Source organism: Bacillus sp. Brlt_9 (genome assembly GCF_051948935.1).
Classification (GTDB): Bacteria; Bacillota; Bacilli; order Bacillales; family Bacillaceae_G; genus Bacillus_A.
Window position 1 is genome coordinate 370,946 of record NZ_JAYJLO010000001.1, and the last position, 16,869, is coordinate 387,814.

Below are 16,869 nucleotides of genomic sequence, written 5' to 3' on the forward strand. Positions count from 1 at the left end.
TGGCGGTTAAGATAAACGATTACAGTGAGGGATGACAACCGTCTCGTAATCGAATTGAATAAAATGACTGGGGGAAGAAAAATGAGAGTGAAAGAGCAATTGTTAACTTTGCGAGCATATGTACCTGGAAAAAATATTGAAGAAGTAAAAAGGGAATATGGGTTATCAAAAATTGTGAAATTAGCATCGAACGAAAATCCATTCGGTTGCTCAGCACGTGTAACAGAAGCATTAACTTCTTTAGCGAGTCAATACGCTCTTTATCCAGATGGGTATGCCTTTGAACTTCGAACAAAAGTAGCAGAGCAGTTAGGTGTTAAGGCCGAACAACTGTTATTTGGTAGTGGATTAGATGAAGTCATTCAAATGATTAGCCGTGCATTACTACACGAAGGAACAAATGTTGTAATGGCGAATCCAACATTCTCGCAATACCATCACCATGCTGTTATTGAAGGAGCAGAAGTTCGTGAAGTACCACTTAAAGATGGCATTCACGATTTAGATGCGATGTTACAGCAAGTAGATGATAAAACGAAGATTGTATGGATTTGTAACCCGAATAATCCAACAGGTACATATGTAGAGAAACAAAACTTACTTTCATTTTTAGAATCAGTTCCTAAGTCAGCGCTCGTTATTATGGACGAAGCATACTATGAATATGCGGGAGCAGAAGACTATCCGCAAACATTACCACTTCTTGAAAAGTATGAAAACCTTATGATTTTACGCACGTTTTCAAAAGCATATGGTTTAGCTGCTTTCCGTATTGGATATGCGGTTGGTAATGAGAAGTTAATCGGGCAACTAGAAGTAGCAAGGTTACCATTTAACACATCGACTGTAGCGCAATCTGTAGCACTTGCTGCATTAGAAGATCAAACGTTTTTACAAGAATGTGTGAAAAAGAATGAAGAAGGATTAAATCAATATTACGCATTTTGTAAGGAATATAACGTATTCTATTATCCATCTCAAACAAATTTCATTTTCTTAAAACTTGGTATTCCTGGTAATGAGGCTTTCGAACGATTAATGAAGAAAGGCTATATTGTTCGTTCTGGCGCTGCATTTGGTATACAGGATGGTATTCGTATTACTGTCGGTTTGAAAGAAGAAAATGATGAAATTATAGAACTATTGAAAGAGATTGTAAACGAGCAAGTAAAGAAAGAAGAAACATACTCTTAAGAGTTTGTAAAGGCTCCTAATATAGGAGTCTTTTTTATTTAAATAAAGAAGAACTGTAAAGAGTTCGTGCGGGCCAATAATTTATAAGGGAAGTTATTTGCACGGTAATGAAAGAAAACGGTACAATAGAAAGTAGTAATGCGGTATCGGTGTCATATTCGAATCGTTATGAGTGAAAGTACAAGAAGAAGTATGCTCTTTCTAAAGGTAGCGTTGTTACACCTAGTTGCTTATGATAAAGTGAAACTTTAATTAGTGGGGCTATTCATCCCTCATTGATTATTAGCCCGCACCAATTGGGCTGCCTGCAAATAGCGGGTGAAATGAACAGAAAAGAATATTCTTTATAATTAAAGGAGACGTTTATGCAAAAGTTTGAACAAGCTGTTTCATATATTGAAAATGGTGAAGCGGAAAAAGGATTACAATTATTAAAAGAACAATTAAAAATTGCGAATGATGAAGAGAAGTATGATATCGCTCGCTATTATCATACACTTGGATTTACAGATGAAGCGTTAGCTATTACAGAAGATTTACGTTTATTGTATCCGGAAGAAAGTGAATTCACTGTATTTTTAGCAGAATTATATATTGATCTAGATAAAGAAGATGAAGCGATTGAAGTACTTCATGATATTCCGGAAAATGATGATTTATATGTTCAATCGTTATTACTTGTTGCGGATTTATTCCAAATGCAAGGTTTCGATGATGTAGCAGAACAAAAACTATTAAAGGCGAAAGAAATGATGCCTGACGAGCCTGTTATTACGTTTGGATTAGCAGAGTTATATAGTAGTAAAGGGGAAGAACAAAAGGCAATTACTTATTATGAGTCGCTATTAGCGGAGCATAAAGTAATGGGTGGTGTTGTCATTGCACTTCGCCTCGGAGAAACGTTAAGTGCGATTGGAAATTGGGAAGAAGCGATTTCTTATTACGAAGCAGGTTTAGAGGAACAAAAAGATATTCACTCATTATTTGGATATGCCTTTACGTTATATCAAGGTGAAGAATATCAACGAGCAATTGGTGCTTGGCAAGAGCTAAAAGAATTAGATCCTGAGTATGCATCTCTTTACATGTATTTAGCGAAAAGCTATGAAAAAGAAGGAATGCTTCAAGAAAGCTATGAAACACTTCATGAAGGAATTAAAGTAGATGAGCTTTCTGTACCATTTTATGTAGAATTAGCGAACATTGCGGCGAAATTAGGAAAAATAGCGGAAGCAGAGGAAGTACTTCAAAAAGCGCTTGAGTTAGATCCAGGACATCTAGGTGCAACATTAAAATATGCGTATATCTTAAAGGAACAAGAAAAGTATGAAGAGCTAATTGCTGTTGTAGAGCGTGCAATTGATAGCGGAGAACCAGATACACAACTACTTTGGGATCTTGCGTTTGCAAAAAAACAATTAGAAATGTATTCGGATGCATTAAAACACTATGAAAGTGCATATACTTCTTTTAAGAATCATCCAGACTTCTTGGAAGAGTACGGTTATTTCTTATTGGAAGAAGGTATGCGAAAAGAGGCGAAAGAAGTATTTACTCAGTTAATACAACTAGACCCGACACAAATTCATATTGAAGAATTGTTATATAATTTAGAGGATTTTTCATAAGTTGGAAGGAAACTGAATGCCGCTTCTTGAATCTAAAAAGAAAAGAGAAAGACAGAGGAGGGACTTAATTGCTATGAATACCCCTGTTTCTGTAAACGAGAAGAAGGATTTTGTAAAATGGTTTTTGAATAATTACCAACTGAAACAGCGTGAATGTGTATGGATTTTGAATTATTTAATGAGTCACGACCAATTGATGCATAAAGTCCACTTCGTAGAGCATGCAAAATATTGTCCGCGTGGCTTAGTGATGTCCGCGAATTGTGTAAAAGATACACCGTTTCACTTTTTTAAACAAAATGTTATGACAACAGATGCTGAAAAATCGTTTCATGATATTCGTTTAAATCGAGATGAGGATATTTATATTCAACTCAATTTTAAATCATCGTTTCAAAATGCCAATTATGTAGCTGTATTAGAAGAAAACCCGTATTTACCAAAGCATATTGAAGTAAATGAAAAAGATCGTTTACTTGCAGAAAGATTTTTAGAAGAAAGTGTATTTTCTTTTAGAAGAGAACGTCTGTTGAAACAAATTGATGAAGCGCTAGATAAGCAAGATAAGGAAGCGTTTCATAAGTTAACAGCTGAGTTAAAGTTGTTGTAGAATTCATTTGGATTCATAAAATTTTACAAATTTCAGACTTTTTAAGAAAAACTACCTTAATATAGGTAGTTTTTCTTTTTTTACCTCTTTTAGTATGGTTTAATATATATAAAGTGAAAGTTCTGTCATTTACGAGGGAAGGAGGGAAGTAATTTGAAATGGATTGTAAAAGATGTAGAACAGTTTGAGCAAGCAAGAGAGTATGTAGATACAGGTGTTATACCACTTTTATCAATTTCAGCAGCAAAAGAAATGAAAACGGTAGTAGAACAAGGCGAATTTATCGAATTGCTAAGTATGGAGCTGGAAAGAGAATATAAAGGAAGAGTGCTTTTACTACCTGCATTTACGTATTTAGTAGAAAGTCAAAAAAATGAAAAAGGTCGTTTGCAAGAATGGACAAATCATTTACAAGAGCAAGGTTTTAAGCATATTGCTTATGTTACAAGTGATTTTTCATGGAAAGAAGATATGCAAGAATTGCAGGGAGATTTATTTTGGTTTCCTTCATTAGCGTTAGAACAATTTAGTGATCAAGCAAAAAGAGAAGTTATTCATGCACATATAAAAAATATAATGGTGATGTTAGAAGAAAAATGGGGAAAGTAATAATAAACAGAAAGTTCTTATTATTATGAGTAGTATGATATTGACCTGTGCATGAGCGTATTATATCATGATAGTGTCCTAGTTTTTATTTTTTATATAATTTATCACGAGGGGACAATTTCTGATAGAGGGGGGAAATTTTCGTGAGCGAGAAAGAACATCGTGTGTCAAGAAGACAGTTTTTAAATTACACCCTTACAGGGGTAGGAGGCTTTATGGCAGCGGGTATTTTAATGCCGATGACGCGATTTGCGCTTGATCCGGTGTTAAGAAAAGAAGCAGGAACAGATATGGTAGCTGTTGCACAAGTAAAGGATATTACAACAGAGCCGAAACGTTTCGACTTTAAGGTGAAGCAGGTTGATGGTTGGTACAAGTCCGAAGAGCCAAAATCAGCTTGGGTTCATAAAGATGAAAGCGGAGACATTGTTGCGTTCTCTCCGGTATGTAAACATTTAGGATGTACAGTTAACTGGAATTCGGACAAAGCACATCCAAATCAATTCTTTTGTCCATGTCATGGGGGCCGTTACACAAAAGACGGGATGAACGTTAAAGGCACGCCGCCCCTTGCTCCGCTTGATATTTATGAATCTAAAGTGAAAGATGGAACACTGTATCTAGGAAAAGCGAAGCCAAAAGGGGGTGCAAAGTAGATGTTAAATAAAATTTATGATTGGGTAGATGAAAGGTTAGATATTACACCAATATGGCGTGATATCGCCGATCATGAAGTACCTGAGCATGTTAACCCGGCGCATCACTTTTCTGCATTCGTCTACTGCTTTGGCGGACTTACCTTTTTCGTTACTGTAATTCAAATTTTGTCTGGAATGTTTTTAACGATGTATTATGTGCCTGATATTAAAAATGCTTGGGAATCGGTTTATTATTTACAAAATGAAGTTGCATATGGGCAAATTGTTCGTGGTATGCACCACTGGGGTGCTAGTCTCGTAATTGTAATGATGTTTTTACATACACTTAGAGTTTTCTTCCAGGGTGCATATAAAAAGCCTCGTGAGCTAAACTGGATTGTTGGTGTTCTTATTTTCTTTGTTATGTTAGGTCTTGGTTTTACCGGATATTTATTACCGTGGGATATGAAAGCGTTATTTGCTACGAAAGTAGGGATTCAAATTGCAGAGCAAACGCCGCTTATTGGTCCTTATATTAAAACATTACTCGCTGGTCATTCCGAAATTGTTGGCGCTCAAACATTAACTCGCTTCTTTGCTATTCACGTCTTCTTCTTACCAGCAGCACTTCTAGGTTTAATGGCCTTCCACTTCATCATGATTCGCAAACAAGGTATTTCCGGTCCGCTATAAGAGATTGCTAAATTAAAGGGGAAAGAACTAAAGGAGGGAGATTATGCATCGCGGCAAAGGGATGAAGTTTGTAGGAGATTCTCGGGTACCGGTAGCTCGGAAACCAAATATTCCAAAAGACTATTCTGAATACCCAGGGAAAACAGAAGCATTTTGGCCAAATTTCTTGTTAAAAGAATGGATGGTTGGTGCAGTTTTTTTAATCGGTTATTTATGTTTAACAGTGGCGCATCCGTCACCGCTTGAGAGAATGGCGGATCCAACTGATGCCGGATATATACCACTTCCAGATTGGTATTTCTTATTCTTGTATCAGTTATTAAAGTATTCTTATGCTTCTGGCTCATTTACCGTAATTGGAGCGTTTATTATGCCAGGGATTGCGTTTGGCGCATTACTGTTAGCTCCATTTCTTGATCGAGGCCCAGAAAGACGTCCATTGAAGCGCCCTGTAGCAACTGGATTTATGCTTTTAGCAATTGCGTCGATTATCTTTTTAACTTGGGAATCTGTAGCACACCACGACTGGGAAGCTGCAAAAAAACAAGGAGCAATTGTAAAAACAGCACCAGTTGATAAAAATGATGATGGCTATAAATTAATGCAAAAAAATACATGTTTAACATGTCATGGTGACAATTTACAAGGCGGGGCAGCAGCACCGGCATTGCAAAACTTAACTTTGAAGCCAGAAGAAATTGCTAAAATTGCGAAAGACGGAAAAGGTTCAATGCCTAAAGGAATATTTAAAGGTACAGATGAGGAACTGAAGAAGCTTTCGGAATTCGTTGCAAAGTATAATAAAAAATAATAAAAAGCTGACTACAAAAAAATTGTAGTCAGCTTTTTATTTTGATGAAAGAAAGTTTACTATATAATAGAGTAGAGTTTGAGAAAAGAATGACTTTGTTTGAAAGGTGTTGGACATACAGCTTGGTTTACTTGTATGCAATGTTAAGGCAACGCTCTGTATTATTTTTTTTATTAGTTGTTAACATATTAGGTACGATATACGGATTTATATGGTATGGAAATCAATTAAAAGAAACTTCACCTATATTTTGGCCGTTTGTACCCGATAGCCCGATGGCGAGTCTCTTTTTTGTCTTTGTTTTAATTGCTTTTTTAATAAAGAGAAATTGGGGATTAATAGAGGCGCTAGCGATTGTTACGTTAATAAAATATGGTATATGGGCTGTTGTTGTAAATGGGGTTATGATCTATGTCAAAGGTCCTATTGGTCTTATTGGGTATATGTTAATGCTTTCGCATTTTGCGATGGCAGTACAAGCAGTGCTATATGCGCCGTTTTACCGTATAAAAAAATGGCACTTTGCGGTAGCGGCTATATGGACATTACATAATGATGCAATTGATTATTTATTTTGGCAAATGCCGAGGTATGGAATTATGCATTTGTTTGTAGGAGAAATTGGTTATTTTACGTTCTGGCTAAGTATCACAGTGCTTTGTGTTACATATTATTATTGCTTACGTGAGAACCGAAAACAGTTTTCTTTATGAACATTTAGGGGGAGAAAATGAAGAAGAATAAGAGTGGTACAAAAATATTGGATCGATTGATTACGATAGTTGTTTCATATAGCATAGCATTTTCTATATTTGCACTCGCAACAACGGCGGTTGTATACGGAAAGTGGCTATATTATTTTGAAATTGATTTTTTAAACATTCCAGACTTAGCGGATATGACGAAGGCTGATATTAAAAGAAATTATGATGTGCTTATCACATATTTATCCCCGTTTTATGACGGAGCATTACAGTTGCCTACATTAGACATGTCTACAAATGGCCGTATTCATTTTGTAGATGTTAAAAATATTTTAGTGAAAATTCAATATGTGATGTATGCGACAATTATGATTGCAATAGTAGGTGGCATGTATTTATTAAAAAAGAAAAATGAAAAGTTTTTACTACACGGATCAATTTTAACAATTATTTTTCCGATAGCGCTTATGTTACCGATCGCTATTAATTTTGAAAAGAGTTTTGTATTATTTCATAAGCTGTTATTTAGTAATGATTATTGGATGTTTGATATTGAAACGGATCCGATTATATTAATGTTACCAGAAGAATTCTTTATGCATGCTGCGTGTGCTATTTTATTATTTATTTTATTCGGTAGCATAATTTCTTATAGCTTGTATAGATATTTCGTAAATAAGAAAAGGATTTCAAAGGAAAAATTCTCTGTTTAAAGAGAATTTTTTTGTTTGTAAAACGGTAATATATTTTTCGGTCCAGTTCTGTTCTATTCTTGTCCCAATTAACATATTTTGTACTAGTAGTTATAGGGGGGACCGTGATGAAGAGAACATTAATTGGATTGATAGCATTTCTAATTATAATGTTTCCGTTACGTATATATGCTGAAGAGTGGAGTGAACTAACAGGGTTGTTAGATGACTCATTACAATTAGTGAAGCGTAATGAAGATGAAAAAGCAGTACAAGTATTACAACATTTCTCGGAGCAGTTTGTCATAAAGGGGAATGAAAAGAAGCAAGAAGTAACACCAGATCAAGTTAGAGTTATTTCGTTAGCTTATGACAGGGCGAAACAATCTCTCGCGGAAGAATCTGCAAGTAAACAAGTTAAAATTGATAATGTGTTAGCCCTGCAGCTCGCTGTTGATGCACAAGTATCAAAGTATCAACCGCTTTGGATGGAAAGAGAAGGAAAAGTAATGGATGCCTTTTCTCAAATGGAAAAAGCGATGTCAAAAGAAGATACGGGACAGTTTCAACAAACGTTAAACACATTTTTACATGAATTTAACATTATTTATCCAAGCTTAATGATTGCCTTGCCAGAAAATGAAGTGCAACGTGTAAACGCTCATTTATCTTATTTGGATGAATTTCGTAACGTTATGTTAAAAACAAAAGGCGGACAAATGCAAGTAGGAATCATTAAAGGCGATTTACAAAAAATATTTCACACAGTAAAAAAAGATGAAATTGCACCCTCTCTCATTTGGTTTATGACAATTACTGGAGGTCTTATTTTATTCACATTAACTTATGTTGGATGGAGAAAGTATAAAGGAGAGAGAGAAAAAAGAAAAAGTAATGTACATTCTAAGAATAGATAATGTAATAAATAAAGATACAGATTGTAAGGTTTATTCATTGACAATGATGACAGAAGAAAATAGAATGAGAAGTACTATAATTAAAACTTCAATGGAGGTTCATGATGTTTTATTTAATTTACTTCGCGATCATAATGATCATACCGTTGTATGCACAGTCAAAAGTACGTAGTGCCTATAGCAAGTATTCACAAGTTTATTCAACATCAGGTATGACAGGAGCGGAAGTGGCTCGAAAAATTTTAGATGAGAATGGATTATACAACGTAGCTGTAGAAGAAACGCCAGGTCATTTATCAGACCATTATGATCCAACTGCGAAAACAGTTCGATTATCAACAGACAACTATTACGGTCATTCAGTTGCTGGTACAGCAGTTGCAGCACACGAAGTAGGACACGCAATTCAAGATGCACAAGATTATAACTTTATGCGTATTCGTCATTCGTTAGTTCCTGTGGCGAATTTTGGATCGAATATATCATGGGTATTTATTATGATTGGTATATTTGCAACAATGTCAAAACTATTGTTATTAGGAATTATTTTAATGGCAGCAGGTGTTGTGTTCCAACTCGTTACATTACCAGTTGAGTTTGATGCATCCAAGCGTGCAATGCAACAAATTGAAGCGTTAGGTATCGTATCAACTGATGAATATGGGCAAGCTCGTAAAGTATTAAATGCGGCAGCATTAACATATGTAGCAGCTGCAGCTGTAGCGGTATTTGAATTATTACGTCTCGTATTAATGTATACTGGTATGCAGCGTAGCGACGACTAAAGACTATCATTTGATAGTCTTTTTTGTATTGTGGATTGAATTATATAATGTATTGCAAATAGAAATAATAGAAGTAATGCGGAAAGGTGGTGGGGAAATGAAATATCCAAGTCACTTAGTAAAACAAGTGAAAGAACGTAGTGCTCCTTATCAGCTAGAAGGCTTTCTAAGTGGACAAGGTCCTGAAAATCCAAAATTTATGTTGCTAGGAGAAGCGCCTGGTGAAACGGAAATTCATAATGGAATTCCGTTTAGCGGGAGAGCGGGAAAACAATTAATGGTTTTTTTAGAACGTATTCACGTTACTAGGGAAGAAGTATATATTACGAGCGCTGTACGAAGCAGACCGTATAAGTGGCGAGAGAAAAAAGAAAGAAATGGTGAAATCATACAGAAAAAGTATAATAGAACGCCAAATCAAGGAGAAATACTCGCCCATGCGCCTTTGTTAGATTATGAACTGGAGAAAATAAATCCGAAGCTTATCGTCACACTTGGAAATATCGGCCTTCAACGTTTAACAGGAAAAAATAAAAAAATAACTGATGTTCACGGACAATTATTAAAACAGCCCATTCAAAAATTAAAGGATATGCAAAGTGCAGCGTTTACATGGTCAGAGGAAGAATATCATATTTTCCCGACCTTTCATCCGGCTTCCATTTTTTATAATCGGAGTTTATTGAAGCTTATTTATGAGGATTTAGAGGAGCTTAAAAAATATGTAATAAAAAACTAGAAAAGCTAAAGCGCTTTTCTAGTTCGGTTTATGTATGTAACGGATTTTTATTTTCATCTAATGTAAAACCTTCACCAACTACATCATGTACGTCACTTACAGCGACGAAGGCATGAGGATCTACTGAAGTAATAATATTTTTTAATTTCACGATTTCATTTTTAGCGACAACGCAATACAATACGTTCCGTTCCACTTTCGTATACGATCCAACAGCTTTTAAAAAGGTTGCACCGCGCTCCATCTCAGATAAAATTTTGGCAGCAATTTCATCATTTTTATCTGAGATAATTGTTGCTCCTTTCGCTGCATAGGCTCCTTCTTGCATAAAATCAATGACTTTCGCCCCGATAAAAACAGCAACTAACGTATACATGCCTTCGCGATATGATAAATAGGTAAGAATAGAGACGATAATGACGATAGCATCAAACATAAACATCGTTTTCCCCATACTCCAGCCAACATACTTATGAGCGAGTCTCGCGATAATATCTACACCGCCAGTAGTCCCGCCATATTTAAATATTATGCCAAGACCGATACCAATAAATGCCCCGGCGAATAAAGCCGCGAGTGTCATATCATTTTGTAAGTTTAAATGTAAGTTAAGAACGTCGTAGCGCTGAAAAATCCATAGAAATAAAGATACGCTAAAGGTGCCGATTAGTGTATAGATAAATGTCGTTCTTCCAAGTAACTTCCAACCAATAAAAAATATAGGGATATTTAAAATTAAGTTTGAGTAAGAAGGATCAAACTTAAATAGAAAATACAATAATAGTGTAATACCGGTAAATCCACCTTCTGCAAGGTGATTTTCAATATTGATATTCACAATACCGAAAGAAAAAATAGCGGAACCGATTAAAATGAAAATGATATTTCGAATCTTCAAATTTGATGTCATATAGAAATCCCCCTAATTATGTAAATGGTATTGCTCTGTTGAAACGGTAAAAACATAATGACAAGTAATTTCTAGTTGTTAGTAAAACTAAAGGAGTCTATAAAAATGATTGGTCTGGGCTAATCTTTTGCAAAAATCGCAAAAGAAGTTTCACTTTACCCCGTTCCAACGGCTGGTAGGAGATAAAGCGCTGAAGAAGGTCGAACCAGCCGTAGGAACCCGATTGGTTCAACTAATCTTTTGCAAAAATCGCAAAAGAAGTTTCACTTTATTATATTCTATCCAAAAAAGGGTAGCAAATAGGTGTTTGGCGGGGAATAATATTTGTCAAATCGCGATGAATTGGCTAACATGAAAGAGGAAGGATTAGAGGTGAATTGTATGGAAGCAAAAACGATGAAGGATATGCAGAAAGAAGTAGATGCATATATTGGTCAGTTTAAAGAAGGTTATTTCAGTCCACTTGCAATGATGGCTCGTTTAACGGAAGAAATGGGGGAGCTTGCAAGAGAGGTGAATCATTATTATGGTGAGAAACCGAAGAAAACAACTGAAACAGAACGTAGTATTGAAGAAGAGCTTGGAGATGTATTATTTGTTATGATTTGTATGGCAAATAGTTTAAATATTGATTTAGAAACAGCGCATAACATTGTAATGAATAAATTTAATACTCGCGATAAAGATCGCTGGACACGTATTGATGAGGGAGAGAAAGAATAATGAAAGAAATTAAAGTAATTATCGCTGGACCAAGAGGACGTATGGGACATGAAGCAGTCCTTCTTATGGAAAGAACGGAACATTTTAATTTAGTAGCAGCAGTAGATTATAAACATGGCGGAGAGAAAATTTCAGATTTACCAGGCATGCCAGCGCTAAATGCACCTGTTTACGCAGATTTACATACTTGTTTAGAAGAAGTAGAAGCTGATGTGTTGTTAGATTTAACAACACCAGAAGTTGGGAAACAACACGTAACACTAGCAGTTGAGCGTGGACTTCGTTCTGTTATTGGTACAACTGGATTTACAGAAGAAGAACTAAAACAATTAACAGAGACTGCAAAAGAAAAAGCAGTAGGAACAATTATCGCTCCTAACTTTGCAATTGGTGCAGTTCTTATGATGAAATTCTCACAAATGGCAGCGAAGTATTTCCAAGATGTTGAAGTAATTGAATTGCATCATGATCAAAAGTTAGATGCACCATCTGGTACAGCAGTAAAAACAGTAGAATTAATTCGTCAAAATCGTGAATCAAAGCAGCAAGGCCATCCAAATGAAGTAGAACAACTAGAAGGTGCTCGTGGTGCAAATGTAGACGGCATTCACATTCATAGTGTACGTTTACCAGGACTTATCGCACACCAAGAAGTAATGTTTGGTGGAGATGGACAAATGTTAACGGTTCGCCATGATTCATTTAATCGTGCATCATTTATGTCTGGTGTAAAACTATCAATTGAGACAGTAATGAATCTAGATCATCTTGTGTACGGTTTAGAAAACATTATCGACTAAAGGGGAGACAACGGATGAAAATTGCCTTAATCGCACATGACAAAAAGAAAAATGACATGGTTTCGTTTGCATACGCATATAAACCAATTTTTGAACAACATGAATTATTTGCAACAGGAACGACAGGACTTCGTATTATGGAGGCAACTGGTTTAGTTGTAACAAGATATCAATCGGGTCCTCTTGGTGGCGATCAAGAAATTGGTGCCATGATTGCAAAAAACGATATGGATATGGTGATTTTTTTCCGAGATCCACTAACTGCTCAGCCGCATGAACCAGATGTAAATGCATTACTTCGTTTATGTGATGTATATGCGATTCCACTTGCAACAAATATGGCAAGTGCTGAAATGTTAATGCACGCATTAGAGCGAGGAGATTTAGATTACCGCAAGTTTAGAAAATGAGGGGAACAATTATGAGTGGATTACATATATTAGCGTTTGGTGCTCATGCCGATGATGTTGAAATCGGCATGGCTGGTACCATTGCTAAATATACGAAGCAAGGGTATGAAGTAGGTATTTGTGATTTAACAGAAGCTGATCTTTCTTCTAATGGAACGATAGAGTTAAGAAAAGAAGAAGCTAAGGCGGCAGCTCGTATAATGGGAGTAAAAACGAGACTAAATTTAGCGATGCCAGACCGTGGTTTGTATATGAAAGAAGAATATATACGTGAAATTGTAAAGGTGATTCGTACATATAAACCAAAACTAGTTTTTGCGCCGTATTATGAAGATCGTCATCCAGATCATGCAAATTGTGCAAAACTTGTGGAAGAAGCTATTTTTTCAGCGGGAATTCGTAAATATATGCCAGAGGTTCCACCACATCGTGTGGAGTCTTTTTATCATTATATGATTAATGGTTTTCATAAACCGAATTTCTGTATAGATATAAGTGAGTACGTATCGCAAAAAGTGGAAGCATTAGAAGCGTATGAAAGTCAGTTTTCAACAGGGAGTGATGGTGTGAAAACGCCGTTAACAGAAGGTTACGTTGAAACTGTAGTCGCTCGTGAGAAAATGTTTGGAAAAGAAGTTGGAGTCTTATATGCCGAAGGATTTATGAGTAAGAAACCGGTTTTATTACATGCTGATTTAATAGGGGGATGTAAATGAAATTAAAAATAGGTATTACATGTTATCCTTCTGTAGGTGGTTCTGGAGTTGTTGGAACAGAATTAGGAAAGCAATTAGCGGAGCGTGGGCATGAAATTCATTTTATTACATCGGGTTTACCATTCCGGTTAAATAAAGTGTATCCAAACATTTATTTTCATGAAGTGACGGTAAATCAATACTCTGTATTTCAATATCCACCATACGATTTAGCGTTAGCGAGTAAAATGGCAGAGGTTGCACAAAGAGAAAACCTAGACATTTTACATGTGCATTACGCAATACCACATGCCATTTGTGCTTATTTAGCGAAACAAATGATTGGAGAGCGTATTAAAATTGTTACAACCTTGCATGGAACAGATATTACTGTGTTAGGTTCCGACCCTTCGTTAAATAATTTAATTCGTTTTGGTATTGAGCAATCCGATGTTGTGACGGCTGTCTCGCATTCATTAATTAACGAAACGCATGAGCTTGTCAAACCAAATAAAGACATTCAAACAGTATATAATTTTATAGATGAACGTGTATATTTCAAGCGTGATATGACTCAATTAAAGAAAGAATACGGTATAAGTGAGAGTGAAAAGATACTCATTCATATTTCAAATTTCCGTAAAGTGAAACGTGTGCAAGATGTAGTGCAGGCATTTGCTAAAATTGTTACAGAAGTAAATGCGAAGTTGCTTCTTGTTGGAGATGGACCAGAATTTTGCACGATTTTACAGTTAGTGAAAAATCTACATATTGAAGATCGCGTCTTATTCTTAGGGAAGCAAGATAATGTTGCAGAGCTACTAGCGATGAGTGATTTAATGTTGCTTTTATCAGAGAAGGAGAGTTTTGGTCTTGTTTTATTAGAAGCGATGGCGTGTGGTGTACCTTGTATCGGAACAAGGGTTGGGGGTATTCCAGAAGTCATTCAACATGGTGAAACAGGATATTTATGTGAAGTTGGTGATCCAACAGGAGTGGCAAATCAAGCCATCCAGCTATTAAAGGATGAAGAACTTCACCGTAATATGGGAGAGCGAGCAAGAGCAAGTGTTTACGAACAGTTCCGCTCTGAAAAAATCGTCTCACAATATGAAACGATTTATTATGATGTACTAAGGGATGACAAAAATGGAAAGATTTAAAAAAGCTAGTTCTATTATTGAGACTTTAAAGCAACAAGGACATGAGGCTTACTTTGTTGGCGGGAGCGTACGAGATCTTATTATCGACAGACCGATTGGAGATATTGATATTGCGACATCTGCTTTACCAGAAGAAGTAATGGGAATATTTCCGAGGCATGTTCCTGTTGGTCTTGAGCATGGAACTGTAATTGTAGTAGAAAATGGTGAACCTTATGAGGTAACCACTTTTCGAACAGAGAGCGAATATGAAGATTTTCGAAGACCTAGCAGTGTTCAATTTGTTCGTTCATTAGAAGAGGATTTGAAACGTCGTGATTTCACAATGAATGCAATTGCTATGACAGAAGAAGGCGAAATGGTTGATTTATTTGCTGGACAGGAAGCGATTCAAAAGAGAGAGATTGTGACAGTTGGAAATGCTGCGGATCGTTTTCAAGAAGACGCCCTGCGAATGATGCGTGGTATTCGGTTCGTAAGTACGTTAGGGTTTTCTTTAGAAAATAACACGAAACAAGCAATTGAAACATATGGGAATTTGCTGGAACATATAGCAATTGAGAGAATTACAGTGGAGTTTGAGAAGCTGTTAACTGGCACATATTGTGTGAAGGGTTTGCAAGAATTAGTAGAAACGAAGCTGTTCTCTCATCTGCCATATTTACAAATGTCAGAAGAGAGATTGGTAAAAGCTACGCAGTATAAATGGGATTCTTTTGAAACAGACATTGAGGCATGGGCATTTTTCTTATATTGTATCGGGGAAGAACATCCATCTGTCTTTTTACGTCAATGGAAGTTTTCGAATAAAAAAATAAAAGATATCGTCGCAGTTTTATTAACAATCCGTACGAGAAAGGAGAAGGATTGGGATACAGTCCTTCTATATAAAACGGGAATTCATATCGCTGAAATGGCAGAAAGAGTATATGAGGCGATGATTGAAAGCTATGACAATACATCTGTGAAACGAGTACAAACGTTGTTTGAAGTATTACCAATCAAGAGTCGACAAGAAATGAATGTGACGGGGAATGATTTATTAAACTGGGCAAATAAAAAGCCAGGTCCGTGGGTTGCTGAAATGATTCAAAACATTGAGGAAGCAATCGTACAAGGAAACGTAGTTAATGAGAAAGAGTGTATAAGGGAGTGGCTGCAAGAATGCAATCTACTATAAGAAAGCAGTTATTACAAGTTTTTTCAGAAGCGGATGGCGAGTTTGTATCTGGCCAAACGATTAGTGATAAACTTGGTTGTTCAAGAACCGCTGTGTGGAAACATATGGAGGACCTTCGGAATGAGGGATATGAACTTGAAGCTGTGCGTCGATTAGGTTATCGAATTGCAGGTAAGCCAGACAAAGTAACTGCTAATGAAATTCAGTTAGGGCTACAAACGAAACATATTGGTAGAACGGTATATTTTGAAGAAACTGTTGAATCTACGCAGCATATTGCAGCCAAACTTGCTTATGAAGGCGCAGAAGAAGGAACAATTGTTGTGGCAGAAGAACAAACATCGGGCAGAGGTCGTTTAAGCAGAAAATGGTATTCACCAAAAGGAACAGGAATTTGGATGAGTATTATTTTACGTCCATCGATTCCGGTTCATCATGCACCACAACTTACTTTGTTAGCAGCTGTTAGCGTTGCACAAGCAATTGAAAAGTGCACGGGTGTAAACGTAGGAATAAAATGGCCAAATGATATTTTAATTCAAGGTAAAAAGGCTGTAGGGATATTAACAGAAATGCAGGCGGATCCTGATAAAATTAATGCTGTCATTATGGGTATTGGTATTAATGCGAATCAAAAGCAAGAACATTTTGATGAGGAAATTCAGCATATTGCTACTTCTTTAGCAATTGAATCTGGTAAGCCGATTGTTCGCGCGGAGCTTATGCAACAAATCTTTTTACAACTAGAAAAATTATATGAAGAGTATTTACAAAATGGTTTCTCTGTCATTAAAATTCTTTGGGAAAGTTACGCTGTGAGCATCGGGAAAGAAATTACCGCTCGAATGATGAGAGAGACGATTACAGGGGTAGCAAAAGGAATTACAGAGGATGGTGTATTGCTTCTAGAGGACCACGAAGGAAAAGTACATCACATTCATTCTGCGGATATCGAAATTAAGTAAAAG

General features: G+C 36.2%; 20 protein-coding genes. 19 read left to right on the top strand and 1 reads right to left on the bottom strand.

All coding sequences use genetic code 11. The annotated features are described in order from the left end of the window. The first annotated feature begins 81 nt into the window (after nucleotides 1–81). The 12 genes from hisC to VF726_RS02070 all read left to right on the top strand — a co-directional run bounded on the left by hisC (nucleotide 82) and on the right by VF726_RS02070 (nucleotide 10,020). On the top strand, nucleotides 82–1,194 hold the full coding sequence (hisC, locus tag VF726_RS02015) for a histidinol-phosphate transaminase (RefSeq protein WP_440165468.1): 1,113 nt from the start codon (nucleotides 82–84) through the stop codon (nucleotides 1,192–1,194). Nucleotides 1,195–1,559: 365 nt separating this feature from the next. Then, nucleotides 1,560–2,822, top strand: a complete 1,263-nt coding sequence (locus VF726_RS02020; RefSeq protein ID WP_001168676.1) for a tetratricopeptide repeat protein — start codon at nucleotides 1,560–1,562, stop codon at nucleotides 2,820–2,822. A gap of 73 nt (nucleotides 2,823–2,895) precedes the next feature. Then, the gene (locus VF726_RS02025) at nucleotides 2,896–3,432 is read left to right on the top strand and encodes a ReoY family proteolytic degradation factor (RefSeq protein ID WP_151631068.1); all 537 of its coding nucleotides are present in this window, start codon (nucleotides 2,896–2,898) and stop codon (nucleotides 3,430–3,432) included. A 153-nt stretch (nucleotides 3,433–3,585) separates the two neighbouring features. Next, a complete protein-coding gene (locus tag VF726_RS02030) occupies nucleotides 3,586–4,041 on the top strand; it encodes a YpiF family protein (protein ID WP_166702170.1) in 456 nt (151 codons plus the stop codon). A gap of 143 nt (nucleotides 4,042–4,184) precedes the next feature. Then, entirely contained in the window at nucleotides 4,185–4,697 is a 513-nt protein-coding gene (gene qcrA, locus VF726_RS02035) for a menaquinol-cytochrome c reductase iron-sulfur subunit (protein WP_048527045.1), read from the top strand. Further along, a complete protein-coding gene (gene qcrB / locus VF726_RS02040; protein ID WP_000932700.1) occupies nucleotides 4,698–5,372 on the top strand; it encodes a menaquinol-cytochrome c reductase cytochrome b subunit in 675 nt (224 codons plus the stop codon). It begins immediately after the preceding gene. A gap of 43 nt (nucleotides 5,373–5,415) precedes the next feature. Continuing rightward, nucleotides 5,416–6,183 carry a menaquinol-cytochrome c reductase cytochrome b/c subunit gene (qcrC, locus tag VF726_RS02045; RefSeq protein WP_098345131.1) on the top strand — a complete coding sequence of 256 codons (768 nt, stop codon included), beginning with the start codon at nucleotides 5,416–5,418 and terminating at the stop codon, nucleotides 6,181–6,183. Between the two features lie 122 nt (nucleotides 6,184–6,305). Continuing rightward, nucleotides 6,306–6,896, top strand: coding sequence for a DUF1405 domain-containing protein (locus VF726_RS02050; protein WP_440165475.1), 591 nt, complete (start codon nucleotides 6,306–6,308; stop codon nucleotides 6,894–6,896). Nucleotides 6,897–6,913: 17 nt separating this feature from the next. Further along, the gene (gene lit / locus VF726_RS02055; protein ID WP_440165477.1) at nucleotides 6,914–7,600 is read left to right on the top strand and encodes a lipoprotein intramolecular transacylase Lit; all 687 of its coding nucleotides are present in this window, start codon (nucleotides 6,914–6,916) and stop codon (nucleotides 7,598–7,600) included. 107 nt (nucleotides 7,601–7,707) lie between these two features. After that, complete coding sequence (gene ypjB, locus VF726_RS02060) at nucleotides 7,708–8,496, top strand: sporulation protein YpjB (RefSeq protein ID WP_440165480.1); 789 nt, start codon at nucleotides 7,708–7,710, stop codon at nucleotides 8,494–8,496. A gap of 101 nt (nucleotides 8,497–8,597) precedes the next feature. Continuing rightward, the gene (locus VF726_RS02065) at nucleotides 8,598–9,281 is read left to right on the top strand and encodes a zinc metallopeptidase (RefSeq protein WP_087958132.1); all 684 of its coding nucleotides are present in this window, start codon (nucleotides 8,598–8,600) and stop codon (nucleotides 9,279–9,281) included. Between the two features lie 97 nt (nucleotides 9,282–9,378). Further along, a complete protein-coding gene (locus VF726_RS02070; RefSeq protein WP_440165482.1) occupies nucleotides 9,379–10,020 on the top strand; it encodes a uracil-DNA glycosylase in 642 nt (213 codons plus the stop codon). A gap of 28 nt (nucleotides 10,021–10,048) precedes the next feature. On the opposite strand, the gene VF726_RS02075 is transcribed toward VF726_RS02070, so the two are convergent. Beyond that, on the bottom strand, nucleotides 10,049–10,930 hold the full coding sequence (locus tag VF726_RS02075) for a YitT family protein (protein WP_098521185.1): 882 nt from the start codon (nucleotides 10,928–10,930) through the stop codon (nucleotides 10,049–10,051). Nucleotides 10,931–11,311: 381 nt separating this feature from the next. On the opposite strand from VF726_RS02075, the gene VF726_RS02080 reads away from it, so the two are divergent. From VF726_RS02080 to VF726_RS02110, 7 genes are read left to right on the top strand one after another with little or no spacing between them, the layout of a single operon-like run. Continuing rightward, the gene (locus VF726_RS02080) at nucleotides 11,312–11,653 is read left to right on the top strand and encodes a nucleotide pyrophosphohydrolase (RefSeq protein WP_001992677.1); all 342 of its coding nucleotides are present in this window, start codon (nucleotides 11,312–11,314) and stop codon (nucleotides 11,651–11,653) included. After that, entirely contained in the window at nucleotides 11,653–12,453 is an 801-nt protein-coding gene (gene dapB, locus VF726_RS02085; RefSeq protein WP_098345136.1) for a dihydrodipicolinate reductase, read from the top strand. Before VF726_RS02080 ends, dapB begins: the two co-directional genes overlap by 1 nt. 14 nt (nucleotides 12,454–12,467) lie before the next feature. Continuing rightward, entirely contained in the window at nucleotides 12,468–12,863 is a 396-nt protein-coding gene (gene mgsA / locus VF726_RS02090; protein ID WP_000684766.1) for a methylglyoxal synthase, read from the top strand. Nucleotides 12,864–12,874: 11 nt separating this feature from the next. After that, complete coding sequence (gene bshB1, locus VF726_RS02095) at nucleotides 12,875–13,579, top strand: bacillithiol biosynthesis deacetylase BshB1 (RefSeq protein ID WP_000015666.1); 705 nt, start codon at nucleotides 12,875–12,877, stop codon at nucleotides 13,577–13,579. After that, nucleotides 13,576–14,721 carry an N-acetyl-alpha-D-glucosaminyl L-malate synthase BshA gene (gene bshA / locus VF726_RS02100; RefSeq protein WP_440165486.1) on the top strand — a complete coding sequence of 382 codons (1,146 nt, stop codon included), beginning with the start codon at nucleotides 13,576–13,578 and terminating at the stop codon, nucleotides 14,719–14,721. The genes bshB1 and bshA overlap by 4 nt, the downstream gene beginning before the upstream one ends. Next, the gene (locus tag VF726_RS02105; RefSeq protein WP_440165488.1) at nucleotides 14,708–15,901 is read left to right on the top strand and encodes a CCA tRNA nucleotidyltransferase; all 1,194 of its coding nucleotides are present in this window, start codon (nucleotides 14,708–14,710) and stop codon (nucleotides 15,899–15,901) included. The genes bshA and VF726_RS02105 overlap by 14 nt, the downstream gene beginning before the upstream one ends. Then, complete coding sequence (locus VF726_RS02110; RefSeq protein ID WP_440165490.1) at nucleotides 15,886–16,866, top strand: biotin--[acetyl-CoA-carboxylase] ligase; 981 nt, start codon at nucleotides 15,886–15,888, stop codon at nucleotides 16,864–16,866. The genes VF726_RS02105 and VF726_RS02110 overlap by 16 nt, the downstream gene beginning before the upstream one ends. The last annotated feature ends 3 nt before the right edge of the window (nucleotides 16,867–16,869 follow it).